Here is a 21387-nt window from a genome sequence, read left to right as displayed (position 1 = left end):
GGAACTTATGGATATAGCCTATATTGATCAATTATCAAACAATGGAGATGGCTGCCTGCACAGGGCTTCGGTCATCTCTAAAATTTTCTTAACAGGTAGTATCATAGTATCTATTGTTATATCTAACCATTTAATTCCATTATTGTTGATTTTGATAATTTTAATCTTATTAAATGCAATAAGCAAGCTACCTATAGGAGGAATAATGCACTTTGCTTTATATCCTGCTTTTTTCAGCCTGGTGTTTGCACTGACCCGGTTTACTTATTCAGCAGAAGCAGGATTTGTAGTAATATTAAAGGCGGTAGATGCGGCTATGGCAATGATTCTTTTAATAACTACCACGCCCTATACCCGGATATTTTCCTTCTTCCGCTTGTTTTTACCGGGGGTAGTGGTGGACGGGATGTTTTTTACTTACAGGATATTCTTTATATTGCTGGAAAAATTACACAAGGCTTTAACGATTATAAAGCTTAGAGGGGGTTTTAGACCTTCCAACATACTCTTTAATGTAAAAAATCTGGCAGGTGTGATAGGTGTATTGTTTATCCACGCCTTTGACATGTCAGAAAGAATGTATAACATATATTCTTTGAGAGGGTATGAAGGAAAGCTTTCTCAAGAAAATAACTGGTACAAGTTTAAGAAATCAGATTATATTCCTATTGGAGTTAGCATAATTATAATAGCAGTGGCGGTGATATTTTGAGTGAAATTATAAAGGTAAGGTGTATTAAGCACGTTTATCCGGATAAAACGGAGGTCAGTATTTGCGGACTGGATTTTGTAGTACATAAAGGGGAGAGGGTTGTAATATTAGGGCCAAACGGCACGGGAAAAACTACACTGCTATCCCATATATTAGGACTTTTAAAGCCGGTAGATGGGGAGATTTCTGTTTTTGGTGTGAGTCCCTCCAAAGAATTTAAACAGATACGTAAAAAGATTGGTGTAGTTTTTCAAAATGTCGATGAACAGATTATCGGGCCTACAGTATATGATGATATAGCTTTTTCACTGCGAAATGGAGGGGTGGACAAAGGAACAGTGAAAGAAAAGGTAGAGCAAATTGCAGGAATACTGGGAATTACCCATATTCTAGATAAGATCCCTCATTACTTAAGCGGAGGACAAAAGAAAAAGGTGGCACTGGCCGGTGCTATGGCTATGTCTCCTGAGCTTTTAATCATGGATGAACCTTTTGACGGGCTGGACCCAAGGGCGAAGAGGGAGATGATAGAACTTATTAATTCTCTTAATAGGGATATGGGCGTAACTACCATTATTACTACTCATGACATCAATATCGTTCCGCATATTGCAGATATTATATACATTATAAATAAGGGGCATATTGTAAGCAGTGGTACACCGGAAGAAATATTTAAACAAATAGATGTTTTAACAGAAGCCAACCTGGAGCCGCCTATATTGATACAATTATTTAGTAAACTAAGACAAAGGGGCCTTGAAGTCAATATTCCTGTCAATATTGACCAGGCAGAAATGGAGATATGCAAGTTAGCGGGGATGAATAGGTGAGCTTAATTATCCAATGTTTATGAATATTTTTGAAGGGTAAATATTATCCTGATAGTATTTGATAGTTCATAAAAGGAGGAGCTAAATATGGAATTAAGCAATATTCTTTTTGCTTTCGGCATTACTCTCTTTGCAGGATTATCTACAGGAATAGGTAGTATTCTTGCATTTTTTACAAAAAAAACAAATACGAAATTCCTTTCAGTGACACTGGGCTTTTCTGCTGGGGTTATGATTTACGTTTCGATGATAGAAATATTTTTTAAGGCAAAAGATTCGCTGGTAAAAGAAATGGGGGAAATAGGCGGATCGTGGACAACAGTTGCAGCATTTTTTGCAGGAATGTTTTTAATTGGTGCAATAGATAAATTTATTCCTACCAGTGAAAATCCTCATGAAGTACGTAAAGTAGAGGAGATGAAGGAATACAATGAAAAAAGCACCGATGAAAAACTTTTAAGAATGGGTGCGTTTACAGCTCTTGCGATTGCTATTCATAATTTTCCTGAGGGTCTGGCTACCTTCACATCAGCAATTAAAGACCCGTCGCTTGGTATTGCAATTGCAGTAGCGATAGCAATTCACAACATTCCTGAAGGAATCGCTGTTTCCGTACCTGTTTTTTATGCCACGGGAGACAAAAAGAAAGCATTTCTATTGTCATTTCTTTCTGGATTTTCCGAGCCTGTAGGAGCATTAATCGGGTATTTAATCTTACTTCCCTTTTTCAATAATATTGTTTTCGGCATATTATTCGCTTTAGTAGCAGGGATTATGGTATTTATTTCTCTGGATGAACTTTTACCTACTGCAAGAGAGTACGGGGAACATCACCTTTCTATTTATGGTCTTGTTGCAGGGATGATGGTAATGGCTGTAAGTCTACTTTTGTTTATTTAAAATTTGAAGAATGAAGCCTTATTTACAAAACAAAATAATAATAATAATCATTATCAATATTGTCGACAACTAATATTATATTAAGCATAATAAGAGTATGAAAATTGTGGGAAATATTATTTATACCTTTAAGAAATATTAAGCTATAATGACTATCATGGTGCGGCTAGAAGGAATTAATAGAAGAATTGAATGATAGATAATGAGATTATAGTCCTTCATCCAAAAAAATATTAAAGTATGAAGGATTTTTTTATGCGTATGGAGAATAAAGCATATATTCAGGAAAATCGAGGAGGAGAGTAAGTGCGTAAGCTGTTCATATTTATAAGTGTCGTTGTAATGATATCGTTTTCAATGAGTATATGCTTTGCCGCCGATGAATCGGTAAATACAAATAATGATGTAAAAATATACAGAGCTAAAGTTGTAAAGATAAAGGAAGTTAAGGAAGAAAAGTTTGAAGAAGGGAACATTACTGTCATCACTCAGGTGGCAGATGTTCAAATTCTTAATAAAGAGCTGAAAGGAAAGATCATAGAAGTTCAAAATAACCTCTCGGGAAATCCTGCTTATGATATAGAATTAAAGCAGGGTGATGTTGTTGCCTTGCACGTGGAGAAGACAGAAGGCGGAGAAGAGACTTACTATGTAGCAGGATATGAAAGGGTAAGCTACGTATTTCAGGTAATAGGTATTTTTCTTATATTGCTTGTGCTTATTGGAGGATGGAAGGGTGTAAAATCCGTAGTTTCCCTGGGAATTACAGTTTTTCTTGTGTTATACGTTATGATCCCGCTATTATTAAAAGGAACTAATCCTATATTGCTCTCCATTGTTGTATGTGCTGTATCTACCATTGTTACAATGATCATTATAGCTGGATGGAATAGAAAATCTATATCTGCCGTGTTTGGTACCGTAGGAGGTATTTCGGTTGGAGGCGCTATAGCCTATTTATATGGAGTATTGGCACGGCTTACAGGACTAGGCACGGAAGAAGCCCAGATGCTAATGTATATACCGCAGGGGACGCAGTTGGATTTCCGTGGGTTACTCTTTGCAGGAATATTGATAGGCGCATTAGGAGCAGCCATGGATGTGTCTATTTCGATAGCGTCGGCGTTAACAGAGCTGGATAAAAAAGATAGTCATATGTCTTTTAAACAAATTATACATCACGGAATGAATATAGGTAAGGATATTATGGGTACAATGTCCAATACGTTGATACTGGCTTACACCGGAGGCGCATTATCAATGATTATGCTTTTTGCTGCTTACCAGAGGCCGGTAAACGAAATTTTGAACCTTGACTTTGTTGCAACAGAAATTATGCGGTCGGTAACAGGAAGTATCGGCTTGTTATTTGCCATACCTATAACAGCAATAAGTTTTGCTTTCATAAAAATAAAAAATTAAAAGCTCAGGCATTAATGTCTGAGCTTAAGTTTTAACTTATAAATTTAAGTTATATTCTTTCACTTTTACGAATTCACAAAGAGGCTTTATTTGTTTCTCTATTATTCCTTCAACTACAAGCCTAGCTATTTCTTTTGCACCAAGTTCAGAAAAATGAGTATTATCTTGAATACCTTCCGGATAATTTACAGATTCGCCAGGCTGAAGCCATAAAAATATTTTTTTAGTTTTTTCAGGACCTAGTTTCTCAAAAAACAGCTTACTCTTTTTGCTCATATCAATTAATGGTACATTTAGTTCAGAAGAGAGTTCTCTCATAGCAATTAAATAATTACCATGAGTATTTTGAATTTTTCCATTTTCATCAAAAAACCTCCTATGAATAGAAGTTAATAACACAGGATGTGCCCCTGCAGTCCTGGCTCCTTCAATATACTTGGTCAAATATGACTTATATGTCGTAAAGGGGTCTGTATGCCTTTCCATTTCTGTTTTGGCATCATTGTGACCAAATTGTATAAAGAGAAAATCGCCCGCTCCTATTAAATCCAATATCTTTTGCAAGTGCCCTTCATCAATAAAACTTTTAGAACTTCTTCCGTTTACTGCAAAATTAAGAAATTCCACATTCTCTGGAAAAAATTCCGGAATCACTTGTCCCCAGCCTGTTTCTGGCCGCTTTTCGGGTAATTTTGTTGCAGCAGTAGAATCTCCTGCAATAAAAACTTTTATTTTTTTATTCAATGTTAATACCCCACCCTCGTAATAAGTATCTTATTTAGATTGAATACTGGTTTTATCATTGTTCCAGTAAATTTCTTCTTTTCAACAGAGCCTTCGTTATTTAGGAATGTAGCATTTTCAATAATTCCACCGTTTTCCACAAGTTTTATTATCATAACAGCAGAAAAATTCTCTTCTTTGCTTATTTGCAGACACTTTTAGGTAAATTATATTTTGTTTTACATCATTTATTTCTAAAATTACATTAGATTTATACATTATTTTGTAATTCTTACCCAATCAAAGTCTGCATATCCTGCACTTTTTTCATTCGTTGAATTTATACAGAATATACCAACCTTAGCACCTATCCATCTGCCTTGTGTAGCTTTAAACTTTTCTCCTATAGCTTCATATCGCACATCATCTTTGCTATAACTGAATCGGCAAACTGCTCCTTTTTTAACAGTAACTTTTAAGAATATTTCTTGATCTTTTTCAAGTGATAAGTGAACGCTTTCCATTTCAGCTTCTTCTCTGCTTTCAAGATCTCCAAAGCCTTTTATAGCTGAAAGTTTAAAGCATTCTTCACTCCTACCATTTATAGAATGCCTGCTTTTGTAGCGGCAGTATAAAAAGCAGTTATAGGATAAAAGGATTGAGCAAACATTTTAGGTCCAGGACCCTGTAAAATCAAAGCATCACCAGAAATTTGCTTTGAAAAGCCAAAGCTCATGCGGCTGCTGTTTATTGTGTTTTTAAAGGTTGGCAGGCCGGCTTTTAGATACTTGGTATTTCCTGTCAACTCATAAGCATTTGTAAGTGTTTCAAGAGTTAAAGTATTATTTCCCATTCTTCTTAAACTGGGAAGTTCTTTATAGTAGAATAAACCATTTTCTAACATACAGTTTTCTATCATATCGTCAACGGCATCAATAATCATATTTTTAATTGTCGCTTGAGGTCTTATGCGATAGTATCTCATTAAACTGCCTACAGCAATTGATATCATAAAAGGTACTCGAATGGATGTGTGGTCCGTATAGGGAGAAAGCCATGCACCATATTCTTCTTTCCACGCCTCAAAGTGCTTTATAATTTTCTCCGCTGGTTCTAACCACTTTTCATCGTATGTCTCTTTATACAGGGCTACAAGTGCTCTTAATGCCCAACCTGTTTCTCTCGCATTTATTTTACCCTTTTGTTGATACTTGGGTTGTGCTAATTGACGCAATATATTTTCTCCAATTCCTAAAGCGGTGTCATAGGCAAATTGCTCCCCTGTCTGATGATAATAATCAAATAATCCTTCTACCCATTCATGACTGACCTCTACTTCACCAGTTGCATGACGGGTTGAATGGATAATTTGTGCTTGATGCCTTAAAGGGTCGTTACTGTAATGGCATACGTCAACATCCATCCAATGTTCTGCTGCTACCAGCATATAGTCCAACATTCTTCTCTCTCCGCTTTTTGCATACATAAGCATGGCAGCATGAGGGAAGTCATATTCATTATTAGTCCATACAGGTTCACCGTTACCTCTTCCTTGCTGCGTATAACCCGGGTCGGGTGCATCTCCCCAGTGAAGTATGCCATAAGCCTTTGCTCTTGAGTCTGCCAGGTTAATTAAAAATATCTCTACACTATCTATTTTTTGTTTAACAAAAATATCATCAAACACTTTTGCCCTTTCATATACTTCCGGTTCCAGTACAGGTCTGTCTGGCAGTTGGAACTGCAGACTTCTTATATTTAACTCTTCAATAGCCTCATCAGCACTATGAAAATGTAAAAATATACGGTGAGTCTTTCCCATTCCTTGTATGAACTTCACACCGCCAGCTTCACAAGGTACAATTCTGATACTAATACCTGACTTATCTACTTCCATAGCTTTAGGAAAGTTTTGATGTGCCTGAAATATGGTAGCACAAACTCCGCCTTTTTTATCATCTCTCCAGTCTGCCCAAAATGTTCCATAGAAAGTTTCTGGGAAATGTTCATTCGCTTCATAAATAAGCTCTTTTGCATCAATTAAATGATATAACTTTTCATACCCGGTTCCTTTGACAATTTTGCTTTTATAATTAGATGTGGCAATTGCAGTTTGTATATCGTTTACAGAACTTTCACAACTGTTTAACCTAAGCTCAATTCCTTTTATTTCTTGTTCCTTGCCGTCCTCACGATTAATTATTTGATAATCTAATCTAATCCAAGGTTTTCCAGCATAAGCATAAATACGTAAGGTGTAATCAATCCAATCTTTCCCTGAAGCATTTAAATGTTTTCCTTTTGTTTGTATAATTGCACGAACGGGACCATCCTCAATTATTTCCCAGCCCTGCTCTCCGACATGAGCTTTCCATATTTTTCCCACATTATCATAAATGATAGGTCCTATGATCTCACCTTTTTCATAAGTAGCGGTTTCATGAGTGATACTATGAAAAATACCTGATTCTCCATTTTTACAAAATTCAATCTGAAGTTTGCCGGTGTTTATATTTACTCTTTCATTTTTAATACTAACTTCAAGTATTTCTGTTGTTGATATTATTCCTGTGTTATTAAAACTAAAATAATAATCCTTGCTTTTATTACCCGGTAAATCTGCTAAAAAATTTGCTAAAAGCCACTTTACTGAATCATCAGCCCATCTAGCAGTTATCCTGAATTGTGAGGGTACTATTTTACTGCCGTCGGTAATTGCTATATTGGATAAGTCTTTAAGTTCTCCTTGCGGAAATGGGATAGCAACGTTGCAAGGTTCATTAATTCGTTCAAATCTGGATAGCTTTTCAAAGTGCAGTTTAATCATTATTTTCACTCCTATATATCTAAACATGGATTCCAATTATCTTTACCTGATAATACATTATGTATTGAATATTCTTTTGCCTCTTCTTTCGTTAATATTTTGGCCCATTTCACTCTTTTATCCATTTGTGCCCCTGGCCCATAGCTGTTATATTCTGCATAAAATACATTCTTCTCAGCATTTTCCTTATTCCAATTATGCCAACCTTCATTTTTTATATGTTCGCCCATCCAAGTATTAATAAAAACAGTCTTTGCAAAATCCCTCCAAGGTCTGCCAAGATAAACAGTGTTAGGTTTAGCATTACTGATTAATTTGCAATCTATAAATACATATCCATATTTTTCGCATTCTGGAGTTGATGCCGCTGTTATATATCCATTAACTTCATCATCTCTGTCGTTGGAAAATATTTCGCACTTATGAAAGACAGCAGTGGCAGAACCAAAAATAAAATCTACATCACCTTTGATATAACAGCTTTCAAAATACTGTCGCAGCTTTCTTTTTTCTTTTCCTTCTCCCGGCCCTCCGAAAGTATTTCCGATTAACGGACGGGGAGGCAGCGGGGCAGTAAAAATGGTATCCTGGCACCCTAAAAATCTGCAATTCCTAAATATAACCCTATCAGCATCAACATAGGCTGCCAAAGCCTGACCGACAATTCGCCCGTCTCCAGCTGAATTCTCAAAAGTAATATTCTCAGCAATGAAATCATCAGCGCTTATAAGGGAAGTATATGAATTAAAAGTTCCGTACTTCTCGCCATTAGGAAACAATTTATTAGCATAATCATCAAAGGTTATAATTGTTTTTTCTGCAATTTCGCCAATTAATGTTATAAAGGGCTTATTAATAATTAACTTTTCCTTATATATTCCATTTTTAACGTGAATGGTCACTCTGTTTGAATTATTCTCAGGTACAGTATCTATTGCCTCTTGAATAGTTTTAAAACCTCCACTTCCGTCTTGCGATACGATCATCTTATCCACTCCCTAAAATCTCTTGTTATTAACTTGATATCCTAATATCTTCGGATTGACAATTAAAAATTATCTAAATAAGCCTTTAGCCCAATTATTTATAAACTCATAAGACTTTTCACCATTCCATACATGTCCGCCTTCAAAGATATGGTGATAAAGGACACTTTCTCTATTATATAACTTATATGCTTTTCTTGTAATTTCCAGCTGTTCTTTAACATCCACCAGACCACGTTCACCATTCAGGTGATCTTGACTTCCGCTTTCAATTAATAGTGGCCTTGGAGCAATAAGCGCTCCTAAATCACCTATATCGACCAGTTTCCATAGGCCTGGAACAAAGTTACAACCGCATAGGTTTGTTCTAAGCAGTGTATCTCTGTATCCATGGAAATAACCGCTGATGATGCTGCATTTAACTCTATCATCCATTGCTGAAATCCAGAGTGTTTGAAGTCCTCCGCCCGAAAAACCTGCACAAGCAATTTGAGTATTGTCGCAATAATCAAGCGTCTGGATATAATCGATTAATCTCATAAGGTCCCACGTCATCATACCTATTAATGACTGACCGAGACTTATTGCAGCATTATTAAGAGTATCACAGGAACAGCTTAATATTGCTTTCTGTTCATCTCCCTGCTGTAATAATTCTCTTCTTTCACCAGCACCGCGAGCATCACTGCAGAAAACGATATATCCCTTTTTTACAAATTTCAAGCCATAATCATAGTTATATTTTTCAATTTGTTCTCTAATTCCGGGGATATCCGTATTGCCTGCAATTGCATATTTACCTCCGCTGGCATGTCCATGAGGCGCAATGATGCAAGGTCTTTTTTCATTTTCTTTCAAGTGATCAGGAATTAAAATATATACGGGCATCCATATTTCAGGTTCTGTTTGAATGATAACTTTATCTCTCCTGTATCCTTCTAATTGTACGCTTTCCAAAAGCTGCGGGAGCAGGGGACAAGTGTTCATGGTGTTGATACCGGTGATTTCTTTGAGTATTTCTCTTAAATGCCTTTTCCATGTTTTATATTCCTCTATATTTTTAGATTTTAATGCCAATTTTCTCGAATTTCGGTCATAAAGATTTAATAAGTATCTACTTGAAGTATAATATTCTTTAAGTTCTACATCATTCATACCGTTTTATCCCCCATTTAGTGAAAAACGGTGAATATAAAAATATTCACCGCAATATTTATTGCATAGGAAAGTGTATTAAAAACAAATGCGCCTTTGTTTTTATTGATTTATGGGTAATTGTTTTGAGCAAAGTCTGTCCATTTCGGCACTTGCAAGAATAAATGCGCCTACACCCTTAGGGTCATTGGTGATGATGGGCTCACTGATATAGTATTCAAAAGATCCGTCCCTCTTATCTGCGCCACCCAGTCCTGCAACTTGGCAGTTTTTATTCAAATTTACCAATCCCTCGGCTGTGATGGTTATAAATTCTTCAAGAATACCTTTATAAGTCTTCTTTGCTTCTTCAAACCATTTTTCTTCTAAATAGCCTTTTCTAAAGCCTTTAGCCATAGCATAAAGAATCATACAGGTAGCAGAAGCTTCCAGGTAATTTCCTTTTCTTGTCCCCTGGTCTAAAACTTGATACCAAGTATAAGTTCCTTTATCTTGAACTCTTAGTAAGGCTTCTAAAACTTCATTCAATATTTCTATTATTTTATTTCTGTCCCTGTGGTCTTCAGGGATATAATCTAATACATCAACAAGAGCCATTACAAACCATCCCATGGACCTTCCCCAGAAATTCTTTGAACATCCTGTTGTCTTGTTACACCAAAACATTTCCCTGGTTTCATCCCAAGCATGGTATAAAAGACCTGTTACCTTATCCTTAGTATGTTTTTCACATATTAAAAATTGCCTTGTAACATCATCAAATTGGTCTGGAGTACCAAATTCCTTGATAAACTCTGCATAAAATGGCGAGCCCATATATAATCCGTCCAACCATATTTGGTACGGATAAATTTTCTTATGCCAGAATGCCCCTTCATTTGTACGGGGATGATTTCTTAACTGTTCTCTTAAAAGAAAAGCAGCTTTTTTATATCTCTCATCACCGGTTTCTTTATAGAGAGGGAAGAGGAGCTTGCCATTGTTAATATGGTCAATGTTATATTCATCAACACGATATCTATTGATGTTTCCATCGGGTTCTACAAAAAAATCAAGGTTTTTCTTAATATAATCAAAATATTTCTTGTCGCCGGTATTTTGCCATACCAGTTCAAACCCTTTTAAAATTACGCCATAATCATAGGTCCATTTATCATTAAGCTCAGGATTTCTTTTCATAACCGATTCGGCCATTTTGACAGACCAGTTGTCACATATTTTTTTTCCCATCATCATACACCTCACAACTAAAAAATATACACCCCAATTTGTCTGTTTATTTTACATTCTTAAGCACTATCATATCGCTTTCAGATTTAGTATTTAAGGATTTACATCTATTAAATTCAACATTAGTTGAATCTATAACTTCAAAAGCTGGACCTTCATGCCCGCTTACTGTTACATTATTAAAATAGACATCTTTTACATTACAGACAAAGAATCCTTTTTGCTTTACAGGTTCGATACCGGCCATCATTGCAGGGAAGCCCGGTTGGGCATTTTCAGCCATGGATATTGATATATTATCAAAGGTGATATCTTCTATTGGCTGTTCAGCCAGACCATATAAAAATCCTGCACATGCACCTGTTTCTCTGGCAGTTATGTTACTAAAATGAATTCTTCTGAAAGCAGGTGTTTCATCAGTGACAGGATAGGGGTTCTTATCCCATACATACTTTTCCTTGCCTCCAGGTCCGCAGAAATAATAAAGGTTCATGATAAAAGGGCAAATGACATTTTTCATAATAATGTTAGTCACTCGGATATCCTCTACCACTCCGCCGCGGCCACGCCGGGACTTTATTCTTATTCCACGGTCTGTACCTTCAAAAACACAATTGCTGATTACAACATTTCGCACATCTCCGCTCATTTCACTTCCAATAACTACTCCACCGTGTCCGTGAACCATGGTGCAGTTTGTTACTGTTATATTTTCACACGGTACTCTTGGTGAAGTAGCCTCAGTACCGGATTTAATAGTTATACAGTCATCTCCCACATCCACATGGCAATTAGATATGTGGACATTTTTACAAGATTCTGGATTGATACCATCTGTATTTGGAGAATCTGCCGGATTTAAAATTGTAACCTTATCCACCGTTATGTTTTCACAGCAGATAGGATTTATGGTCCAGCTGGGAGAATTTTTAAGTGTTAGTCCTTCAATAAGAACTTTCTTGCATCCATGGAAACTTATAAGCTTTGGTCGTGGATATTTATTTTTCTTTTCTCTATGCAGCTTCCACCAAAACTCGCCCTGTCCATCAAGTGTTCCATAACCGGTTATTGAGACATTTTCTATATTCTCTCCATATATGCAGGAGGCATATACTTCCCGCTGGACACCTTCCCATCGAGAGTTGACGAGGGGATATTCATTGATATCATTAATAAATGTTAGTATTGCGCCTGCTTCCAAGCAAAGATTGATATTGCTTTCCAACCGGATAGAGCCAGTCAAAAAATTGCCGGATGGTACATAGATGGTCCCACCTCCGGCTTTTACACATGTTTGGACTGCAGCTTCAAAAGCTTTTGTACAAATTGTTACTCCATCAGCCACAGCGCCAAATTCTGCAATATTAAAAACTGTTGAAAATTTGTTGGTATTCATTTTATTCCTTCCTTTATGCTTGTGTATATATTTTATATTGGAACAATTTTTATTATTCTTTTACAGCGCCCATTGTTACGCCCTGTACAAAATACTTTTGACAGAAAGGATAGACAATCATTGGAGGAAGCATTGAAACTAAAACAGCCGCATATTGTATGGTCCTTCCGTAAATTGCTTCAGCACCCGGAGCTAGGTTTTGACTGTCCAATACTAGTTCTCTCAATTTAATCTGAAAATTGTATTTTGAAGTATCAGTAATATACATTACAAAGTTAAAAAAGTGATTCCAATATTCAACTGCAAAGAATAATCCAATAGAAGCCAGTGCAGGCTTGGATAATGGCAATACGATGGTCCAGAATATTCTCATTGGAGAACATCCGTCTATCTCTGCTGCTTCAAACAAACTTTCCGGAATTTGCTCAAAAAAGTTTTTCATCAGAACCATATTATAAACATTTAGTGCAAGTGGCAGTATAACAGCCCACAATGTATTAATAAGCTTTATATTTCTAATTAATAAATAGGTAGGCACAAGCCCTCCGTTAAATATCATTGTAAAGAAAATCATCCAAACGAAAAATTTTCTGCCCGGCATGTCTTTTTGTATTAAAACATATGCTCCGAAAGTAGTCAATAATAAGGCAATAGCAGTCCCAACAACAGTTGTATAGATTGAAATTAAAAACGGCCGATAGAGCGCAGTGGTTGTAAAAATTGTTTTATACGCTAAAAAAGAAGGGTTTTTAGGTATAATATTAAGCCCGTAAGTCCCGGCTGTATCAAGAGAGTCACTTAATATTTTCAATATTGGCACTATCATTAAGATCATTACAAAAATTAAAAAAACAACATTTACAATTCTGAAGATGGTTCTTCCTCTATAGCCTTTCTTAAAACTTAATTTTTCTTGCATTTTTTCATCTCCTGCCTATTACAGTATCCCTGAACCTTTAATTTTCTGGCTGGCTTTATCTGCAATAATCACCAATACCATTGATATTACAGAATTAAAAAGACCTACAGCTGTAGAATAACCATAGTCACTTTGAAGCAAACCAACCTTATAGTTATATGTCCTGATAACTTCCGATACATTGAGTACCATCGGGTTTTGCAAAACAAATACTGACTCAAATATATTCATAACTTTAGCTAAATTAAGTATAAATACTACAAGTATCGTGCTCATGATACCAGGTATTGTAACATACCAGGTCTGCTTTAATCTCCCGGCGCCATCTATCACCGCAGCTTCGTATAACTCCGGATTAATTCCGGATAATGCCGCTAAATAGATAATAGTTCCCCAACCTGTTTCCTTCCATCTGTTAATAAAATAGTAAATAGGAGTCCACCATTTTTCCTCAATCATAAAATAGATTGGTTCAATACCAAAGAAACCTAATATTTGATTTATAAAGCCGTCGGTTGGCGACAAAATCAAATAAAATATAGATGCGGTAACCACCCAAGAAATAAAATGGGGTAAATATAATACAGTTTGTACAAAACTCTTAAAATATTTATTATAAAGTTCATTCAAAAGCAATGCAAATATAATAGAAACAAGCATACCTAGTACAAGATTTACAATACTTAATGTTATTGTATTTTTAAAGGCCGCAATAAATTTCGGATTTACAAGCAGGGTTTTAAAATTTTCCCATCCAATAAACTTTGGCGGAGCAAAAGGATTATACTTATAAAATGCAAATCGGATACCTGCCATAGGAATATAATTAAAAACTATTGTAAAAATAAAAACAGGTAAAAACATAAGATAAAAATACTTGTATTGTATTATCCTGCGCACAAGATCTTTCTTTTTAGGAACAACTGCTGTACCTTGTGTTAGGTTATTGCGTTGGGTTTTAGCAAACAATTCCATACCCCTCCTGAATAAATTTTTTATATTTCACGTAGATATACAAGCTGAATTGTTATTCAGCTTGTATATCTAATGATATTAAGAAATATTATTTAGCTGCATTAAAGTCTTTAAGAATTAAATCTGTAATAGCTTTAGTATCTTTTTCATATTTTGCCAAACCTTCTTCAATTGTCATTTGTCCTAGTACTATTTTAGATATTGTTTCTTTTCTTGCAGTTAAAATGTCTGCACTGTTCTTTGTATAATTTTCGGATACAGGAAGCAAAGTTGATACTATTGAATTTGCATTAAATACTTTTAAAGATTCAGTTATTCTTGGGTCCGGTGTTATTGGGTCATTAAATGGCACTATCTGTAGACCGTTATCAATAAATGCCTTGTTGGCAGGCTTTTTAGGATCCTGCAAGCTTGGGAGTTTCTCATATTTTCCATCGGTTACTTTGTAGTGTACTCCTTCAACACCATGAGAGAATAATAATGTTCCCTTATCACCATCATGCATAAATTCAAAGAAATATTTAAAAATTCCTTCTGGATTTGCGGCTTTACTTGTAATTGCCATTGTAGCCGGAACTCTCTCAAGATATTTCGTTTCTTTAATAGCAGGGATGGCCACTATTGAGGCATCACGTACGGCTTTCTTCAGCTCATTTTCAAGATTCATGTTCCATGTACCTGCCCAATAAGTAAATACGCCAACCTTACCGGCATTAAACTTATCTCTGCATGTTGATGTCTTATTGGTTACTATTTCTTTATCAATTAAACCTAATGAATATGCTTCTCTCATTCTTTCAAGAGCTGCTTTCATTTCAGGTTCAAGCATTCCATCTACCCATTTACCATCTTTCTTTATGAAATCAGGGCTTGCATCCTGATAGAAATCTACCATATAGTTTTGAAGAGTTGTTGGGTCATCACTTACAAGGCCCGGTGCTGTAAAAGCAATAGTATCTTGTTTTCCGTTTTGATCTGGATCATTGGCAAAAACCTTTAAAACTTCCAAGTATTCAGCGTAGGTTGTAGGTACTTTTAAATTGTTCTTTTCCAACCAATCTTTTCTCATATAGGTAATCGGACCATTACCTGCCTGTGTTGGAAATGCGTATAGTCTGCCATTTATCTTGACAGCATCTTTGTACTTTTGACCAACCTTTTGCATAATTGGAGATTTATCAACTAAATCAGTCATATCATATAATGCACCGTTTATAGCATAGTTGACCATTGTAGTACCGCTGATTATTAGTACATCCGGGATGTCTTGAGACGCAAAAGCAAGATTTACTTTTTCATAGTATTGGTTGTGCGCCGGCTGGTTGATAATAAGGTCGACGCCGGTCATTTTTTTATACTCTGCTACAAATTGGTCCTGACCTGCTTCTTTAGTAATGAAAGTACCGTCTACCATCAATTTAATTGAAGCTGGCTTTTCTGGTTCTTTTGATGCTTCTGATTTTTCTGATTTTTCTGGAGCAGCAGGTTGTTCAGCTTTTTTTGTGCATGCTGCAACACTTAATGCAAGAACGATGGCGATAAAAATCGACAATGTTCTTTTGACTAGCGGTTTTCCCATAAAAAATCCTCCTTTTAAGTGATAAGTATTATGATATAATATAAAGTTTAGTTATTAACAGATTTCCCGATCAACAAACTAAATAACTGGAGTTTGGCAAATAAAAAATAAATTATTCATTATGCACAACCAGCTTTTAAGTTTTGTAGTTTCGGAAAACCGGTTAAAACCGTTTTTGTATTATGGAATTAATATTAACGGATAGAGCTGTTGGTGTAAAGAAACACTTCATTGTATGACATACATTTTTTTATAAAAAACAATGCAGTTTTTCAGTTTCTCATACATTCTTTTATTGAAATGATAATACATTTTTTTATATAATGATGATACAATTTTTAAAATTTTATCTTGTAAGCACCACGATTTTTGTGCAAAAGGATCAATTTGTTAAAATGTTTATAACGCTTACCATGTTAATATTCATTTTTTTATGTTATAATAGTAAAAAATTCAATGGTTAGGGGGAGCACTATTGGTTAGATTTTACAATCAACGTAATCCTAAACTTCTTATGCACTTCGTGCTTTCTTATATATGTATATTATTGTTGCCTTTATTTGTTGGGCTTCAGAGTTATCAAGTTGCGCTATCCATTGTTAAAGAAGACATTAGAAAATCCAATCTTTCTATGTTAAATCAAACTAAGGAGATTGTAGACCATCAACTTCAGCAAGTTGAAACATTGTCTATGCAAATAGCAACAAATTCTAGAATTAATGCGCTGTTAAATTTAAAACAGCCATTAAATCATTCAGCATACTATGATTTCAGTGTTGCAATACGTGATCTTTCACGTTACATGATTAATAGAGATTTTATAAGCAGTGTATATATCTATTTAAAAAATACCAATTATGTCGTTACGCACGAAACACTATATCCAGGAGATATTTACTATGACAGCGTTTTAAAGTATAATAAAAATGAATATGAAAAATGGAAGGAAATATTGACAAACCGCTATTATATAGGCGAATATATTCCCGATACCCTGGTTGATTCAGAAACAAATGATTCACCTGTCATCACATATATTCAGTCATTGCCTCTGAGCTATCTGCAAAAATCTCAAGGAGCCTTGGCAATATCCTTTAACAAGGAGTACCTGACCAAACTATTTTCTTCATTAGATTTATCAAAAGGTGGCTGGGCATATATACTGGATAGCAATGGGACAATAATGGCCGGGATATTAAATCCTGATATTATTGATAATGTTGCTATACAGGGATTGGAAAATGATGAAGGGTTTGTCAAAAAGCATATTGCTGATAAAGAGATGATTATTACCTATACAACTTCAAGCTATAATCACTGGAAATATGTCATCGTTCTCCCCTCAGAGATAGTATTTGAAAGGTTGAACTATTTTAAACGTATTAACTGGACGATATTTTTTTTCACACTGATATTTGGTGTAGCAATAGCCATTTTTTTAGCATATAAAAACAGCAAGCCGTTGGTGAATATTGTAAGGCAACTTAAAGAATTTTTAGGTGATGATATACCTAAAGAACATGATGCTTTTTCTGTGATTAATGGGAGTGTTTTGCAGTTGATTGCAAGTAATAAATCCCTTCAGGAAGATATGAAAAACCAGAAGCCTCTTATCCAAGCGGGCTTTCTTGATAAGCTTTTTAAAGGACAAATATATAATGAGGAAGAATTAAACGCTTTTTCCTCCTATATTGGTTTAAATATTAATGGAAATAAATTTATAGTATTGCTGCTAAGAATATATAATAATGATTCTATGGATATAAGCATAAACAGGGAAATAATTCAAGAACTCAATGCGACAAAAGCTATTTTGAGGAGCACATTACTTAAATATTTGGATGACAAAATGATTTTTCATGACGTAGATAATCGTACGATAGCCATTTTACTAACTGCAAACAATGTGAATAATACCTATTTTTTTAATTATAACCAAAAAATTATCAATGACATAAAAAATGAACTGTTTTCTGTTTATAATATGAAAATATCTGTTGGAATAGGTGAGCCCTGTGATGGGCCGATGGATATTTGGCATTCTTTTGAACAGGCTGAACAGGCTCTTAATTATGTTACTGATACAAATGACGCAATTGTGTGGTATCAGAATATACCAAAGGAAAGTGATATCTACTACTATCCATTAGATTTTGAACAAAGACTTATTAATTATGTAAAAGCAGGTGATTTAATACAAGTACAAAAACTATTGTCTATAATTTATGAAGAAAACTTTATATCAAGAAGTTTATCAATTTATATGTCAAAAGAACTGATTTATGAACTGAAAAGTACTATTATCAAGCTAATGTCTCAGTTTGCAGATCAGGATGCCATAAAAAAAATAGTTAAAAGTATAGATGTTTCTAATACGATAGAGCAAAATTTTAAATTAGTAGAAACTATCTTTAGCAAAATGTGTGAATTGGTCCAACAGCAAAAGAGCAATAATAATTTAGAGCTTATGAATAATATAAAAAAATATATTGATACTAACTATATGCATCAGGACCTTGGACTTTATAAAGTATCTTCCCAATTTAATTTATCAGAGGGATACTTCTCTCATTTATTCAAAGAGCAAACTGGAATAAACTTTACCGATTATCTTGAAAAGGTTAGATTAGACCATGCTTGCAAGCTTCTAAAAAATACGGAGCTTAACATCAATGATATTGCTGAAATGGTAGGTTACAACAGTGCCCAATCCTTTAGACGCGCATTTAAGCGAATATATGGCATAAGTCCAACTGCATTAAGAAAGGGCAACTCAACAACCACCTCTTAAAAAAAGGTGGTTGTTTTATTATATTATGCAATTTCTTTGAAACTTTCAACATATTTATCTGCCAAACCCGCAATTTCCTCCTTGTAAGGAAAAGAGAACCTATCAGCTACGGCAAAAACTTTCATCCCGGCTCTTTTGGCAGCCAGCACCCCTGCATAAGTATCCTCGAAAACCAGGCATTCTTCAGGCTTTACCTCTAAAAGCTCAGCCACTTTTAAAAACACATCCGGGTGCGGTTTGCCTTTTTTTACTTCACAGGAAGTTACAACAGCATCAAAATAGTGGAGAAGACCATGTTTTTTTAATACTTCCAGGGTGAGTTCCCTGGAATTACTTGTACCAATCCCCATTTTAATATTTTTGCTTCTTAAAAATTCAATGAACTCTCTAGCACCTTCTTTTAAGGGTACTTTATCTTTATAGTAATGATTGGCCATTGTATTCCATTCTTCTTTAATTTCCTCTATACTTTCCTGTAAGTTAAATCTTTCTTTAAAATATACAGCTGTTTCAGTAAAACTCATTCCTTCAACAATTTTTTGCAAATCATCCGGTAAAGTGATACCTCTATTACCCAGAAACTGAATGTCAATCTCGTCCCAGATCCATAGGGAATCTATCAATGTTCCGTCCAGATCAAATATGACTGCATTTAAATTTGTAAACATTTAAGACCTCCATCAAAATACATCAATTATGTATATCTTAGCATTGTTAGAAGCATAGGTCAATGCGGTTTGATATTTGAGTTTTTACAAAGCAAAAAAGACACGTAATTCAAACTACATTGAATGATTCTAATGCTGTGTGAATGTCAAGTACTTTTTTACAATTTTTGATCAATAACTTTTCACACCTAATCTTTTCCAAATATGGATTTGCGATATTTCAATTTTCACTTGACAAATACAAGTATCAGATATAGTGTTGCTGCCTTATGGAAAGGAAAACATTGCTCATAACTGTTTAAGGGATGAAACAGAGATAGAAAATAGTACAGGCATTCCTGGAGTAGGAACGCCTGTACAGAAACAAAAGAATTATTATCTTCCTAAATAACCACCATCAACAGGGATAATCGCACCATTTAAGTAGTCAGATGCAGGAGCTGATAAGAAAAGAGCAACACCCTTCATATCGTTAGGGGTTCCCCATCTCGGGTCTTTGACAGTTGAATAAAGTACAAGTTTTCTGAAAGCCTTAGTAATAGGGCTTTTTTTATTGTTTTTTTGTCAATTTTTTGTGTTTTAACTTGCGTAGTTTTGCGTTATTTGATATAATATAGGTGTTTGGAGGAATATTGCCATGAGATTACAGATATCTAGATCAAAAAATGCAGCTTCATTTTATGTTATAAAAACTATATATACCAATGGAAAAGAGCATACACAAATTGTTGAAAAACTCGGGACTTATAATGAACTTCTTAAGAAACTAAACGGCCAAGACCCCATCGAATGGGCAAAGAAATATATTGAAGAACTTAACAAGAAAGAAAAAGAAGAAAAACGTGAAGTACTTGTAAAGTATTCGCCTACAAAACTTGTCAACAAAGGAGAACAGCGTGCCTTTAATGGCGGGTACCTATTCCTGCAAAAAATATACCATGAACTCGGACTCCATAAGATTTGCAAAGAAATTTCACAGAAATATAAATTCGATTTTGACATGAATTCCATTCTTTCAAGATTGATTTACGCAAGAGTGATCTTCCCTTCTTCCAAACTTGCAACCTGTGAGCTTTCTAAAAAATTTTTAGAACAGCCGAATTTTGATTTGCATCAAATCTACAGGGCTCTTGAAATCCTTGCTAAAGAAACTGATTTTATTCAATCCTCATTATACGAAAACAGCCTGAAGGTTTCCAAAAGAAATACCGGTATTCTTTACTATGATTGCACCAATTACTTTTTTGAAATTGAACAGGAGGATGGCAACAAGCAATATGGTCCTTCTAAAGATCACAAACCCAATCCGATCATTCAAATGGGACTGTTTATGGACGGAGATGGAATCCCTCTGGCTTTCAGCATTAACAAAGGGAATATGAATGAACAACTGACTTTAAAGCCATTAGAAAAGAAAATTATTTCTGACTTTGAACTTTCTAAGTTTATTGTTTGCACAGATGCAGGCCTTGCTTCTGAAGATAATCGAAAGTTTAACGACAAGGATGGCCGGGCATTTATTACAACACAGTCTATCAAAAAATTAAAGGAACATTTAAAAAAATGGGCTCTTGCTCCAAATGGCTGGAAACTCCCGGGCAGCGATAAAACCTATGACATTTCCAAACTTGATGAAATGATAGATAAAGCTTCTCCTGAAGATAAAACGAAAATAAGGGCAAAAGTATTTTATAAGGAGCGCTGGATTAAAGAAAAAGATTTTGAACAAAGGCTGATTATAACGTATTCTATCAAATACAGGGATTATCAGCGTAAAATCCGCAACTCTCAAATAGAAAGAGCTCAAAAGGCAATAGAAAACAACCCGACAAAAATCAAGAAATGCAATGCTAACGATTACAAAAGGTTTATTACCAAAACAAGCTGTACTGCTGATGGAGAAGTTGCAGAAAACGAGATATACAGCATTGATTCTGCTCTAATCCAGAAGGAAGAAGCTTTTGATGGTTTTTATGGGGTTTGCACAAACCTTGAGGATGATGTATCTGAAATAATCAAGGTGAATCACAGAAGATGGGAGATTGAAGAATGCTTTAGAATTATGAAAAGCGAATTCAAAGCAAGACCTGTGTATTTAAGCAATGATGACAGGATTGAAGCACATTTTATTACTTGCTTTATATCTCTGATTATTTACAGGTTGCTTGAAAAGCGTCTGCATGAGGAGTTTACTTGTCATGAGATTATCTCCGGACTTCGAAATATAGAATTCTATAATACTCAATGTGAAGGCTATATTCCAACCTATAC

Annotated in this window: 18 protein-coding genes and 1 pseudogene; 6 read left to right on the top strand and 13 right to left on the bottom strand. The window is 35.0% G+C overall.

Features of this window, described 5'->3' with window-relative positions; genetic code table 11:
- The first annotated feature begins 7 nt into the window (after positions 1–7).
- The 4 genes from CIB29_RS15260 to CIB29_RS15245 all read left to right on the top strand — a co-directional run bounded on the left by CIB29_RS15260 (position 8) and on the right by CIB29_RS15245 (position 3867).
- The gene (locus CIB29_RS15260; RefSeq protein WP_157910326.1) at positions 8–712 is read left to right on the top strand and encodes an energy-coupling factor transporter transmembrane component T family protein; all 705 of its coding nucleotides are present in this window, start codon (positions 8–10) and stop codon (positions 710–712) included.
- Positions 709–1545, top strand: a complete 837-nt coding sequence (locus tag CIB29_RS15255) for an energy-coupling factor ABC transporter ATP-binding protein (protein ID WP_094551194.1) — start codon at positions 709–711, stop codon at positions 1543–1545. Before CIB29_RS15260 ends, CIB29_RS15255 begins: the two co-directional genes overlap by 4 nt.
- Positions 1546–1632: 87 nt before the next feature.
- A complete protein-coding gene (zupT, locus tag CIB29_RS15250; RefSeq protein WP_094551192.1) occupies positions 1633–2445 on the top strand; it encodes a zinc transporter ZupT in 813 nt (270 codons plus the stop codon).
- Positions 2446–2751: 306 nt separating this feature from the next.
- The gene (locus tag CIB29_RS15245; RefSeq protein WP_094551190.1) at positions 2752–3867 is read left to right on the top strand and encodes a YibE/F family protein; all 1116 of its coding nucleotides are present in this window, start codon (positions 2752–2754) and stop codon (positions 3865–3867) included.
- 36 nt (positions 3868–3903) lie between these two features.
- Here CIB29_RS15245 and CIB29_RS15240 read toward each other — a convergent pair whose 3' ends face one another.
- The 11 genes from CIB29_RS15240 to CIB29_RS15195 form a co-directional block, all read right to left on the bottom strand.
- Complete coding sequence (locus CIB29_RS15240; RefSeq protein WP_094551188.1) at positions 3904–4611, bottom strand: rhamnogalacturonan acetylesterase; 708 nt, start codon at positions 4609–4611, stop codon at positions 3904–3906.
- Positions 4612–4613: 2 nt separating this feature from the next.
- Positions 4614–4766, bottom strand: coding sequence for a hypothetical protein (locus tag CIB29_RS18640; protein ID WP_157910325.1), 153 nt, complete (start codon positions 4764–4766; stop codon positions 4614–4616).
- 102 nt (positions 4767–4868) lie between these two features.
- On the bottom strand, positions 4869–5156 hold the full coding sequence (locus CIB29_RS15235; RefSeq protein WP_278335868.1) for a beta-xylosidase family glycoside hydrolase: 288 nt from the start codon (positions 5154–5156) through the stop codon (positions 4869–4871).
- Between the two features lie 35 nt (positions 5157–5191).
- Positions 5192–7417, bottom strand: a complete 2226-nt coding sequence (locus CIB29_RS15230) for an exo-rhamnogalacturonan lyase family protein (protein WP_094551184.1) — start codon at positions 7415–7417, stop codon at positions 5192–5194.
- Between the two features lie 11 nt (positions 7418–7428).
- Positions 7429–8403 (bottom strand): pectinesterase family protein, encoded by a 975-nt coding sequence (locus tag CIB29_RS15225; RefSeq protein WP_094551182.1) that lies wholly within the window; start codon positions 8401–8403, stop codon positions 7429–7431.
- A 69-nt stretch (positions 8404–8472) separates the two neighbouring features.
- Positions 8473–9558 carry an alpha/beta hydrolase family protein gene (locus tag CIB29_RS15220; RefSeq protein ID WP_094551180.1) on the bottom strand — a complete coding sequence of 362 codons (1086 nt, stop codon included), beginning with the start codon at positions 9556–9558 and terminating at the stop codon, positions 8473–8475.
- A 102-nt stretch (positions 9559–9660) separates the two neighbouring features.
- Entirely contained in the window at positions 9661–10794 is a 1134-nt protein-coding gene (locus tag CIB29_RS15215) for a glycoside hydrolase family 88/105 protein (RefSeq protein WP_242965259.1), read from the bottom strand.
- A 40-nt stretch (positions 10795–10834) separates the two neighbouring features.
- Complete coding sequence (locus CIB29_RS15210) at positions 10835–12184, bottom strand: glycoside hydrolase family 28 protein (protein ID WP_094551176.1); 1350 nt, start codon at positions 12182–12184, stop codon at positions 10835–10837.
- Between the two features lie 52 nt (positions 12185–12236).
- The gene (locus tag CIB29_RS15205) at positions 12237–13103 is read right to left on the bottom strand and encodes a carbohydrate ABC transporter permease (RefSeq protein ID WP_094551174.1); all 867 of its coding nucleotides are present in this window, start codon (positions 13101–13103) and stop codon (positions 12237–12239) included.
- 18 nt (positions 13104–13121) lie between these two features.
- A complete protein-coding gene (locus CIB29_RS15200; RefSeq protein WP_242965257.1) occupies positions 13122–14072 on the bottom strand; it encodes an ABC transporter permease in 951 nt (316 codons plus the stop codon).
- Positions 14073–14166: 94 nt separating this feature from the next.
- Positions 14167–15657 carry an extracellular solute-binding protein gene (locus tag CIB29_RS15195; protein ID WP_094551170.1) on the bottom strand — a complete coding sequence of 497 codons (1491 nt, stop codon included), beginning with the start codon at positions 15655–15657 and terminating at the stop codon, positions 14167–14169.
- A 475-nt stretch (positions 15658–16132) separates the two neighbouring features.
- Between CIB29_RS15195 and CIB29_RS15190 the strand changes: the two genes are divergently transcribed.
- Positions 16133–18448 (top strand): helix-turn-helix domain-containing protein, encoded by a 2316-nt coding sequence (locus tag CIB29_RS15190; RefSeq protein WP_094551168.1) that lies wholly within the window; start codon positions 16133–16135, stop codon positions 18446–18448.
- Positions 18449–18471: 23 nt separating this feature from the next.
- On the opposite strand, the gene CIB29_RS15185 is transcribed toward CIB29_RS15190, so the two are convergent.
- Together CIB29_RS15185 and CIB29_RS15180 are read right to left on the bottom strand one after the other, a co-directional pair.
- On the bottom strand, positions 18472–19116 hold the full coding sequence (locus CIB29_RS15185; protein WP_094551076.1) for an HAD family hydrolase: 645 nt from the start codon (positions 19114–19116) through the stop codon (positions 18472–18474).
- Positions 19117–19491: 375 nt separating this feature from the next.
- Positions 19492–19605 (bottom strand): annotated as a pseudogene (locus tag CIB29_RS15180) (SDR family oxidoreductase); the annotation flags it as partial.
- A 148-nt stretch (positions 19606–19753) separates the two neighbouring features.
- Here CIB29_RS15180 and CIB29_RS15175 point away from each other — a divergent pair.
- Positions 19754–21387 (top strand): IS1634 family transposase (locus CIB29_RS15175; protein WP_094551166.1); only part of this gene is annotated, 1634 nt, incomplete at its 3' end.

The organism is Petroclostridium xylanilyticum (assembly GCF_002252565.1).
GTDB classification, from domain to species: domain Bacteria; phylum Bacillota; class Clostridia; order SK-Y3; family SK-Y3; genus Petroclostridium; species Petroclostridium xylanilyticum.
This window is presented reverse-complemented; position numbering and strand designations above follow the sequence as displayed.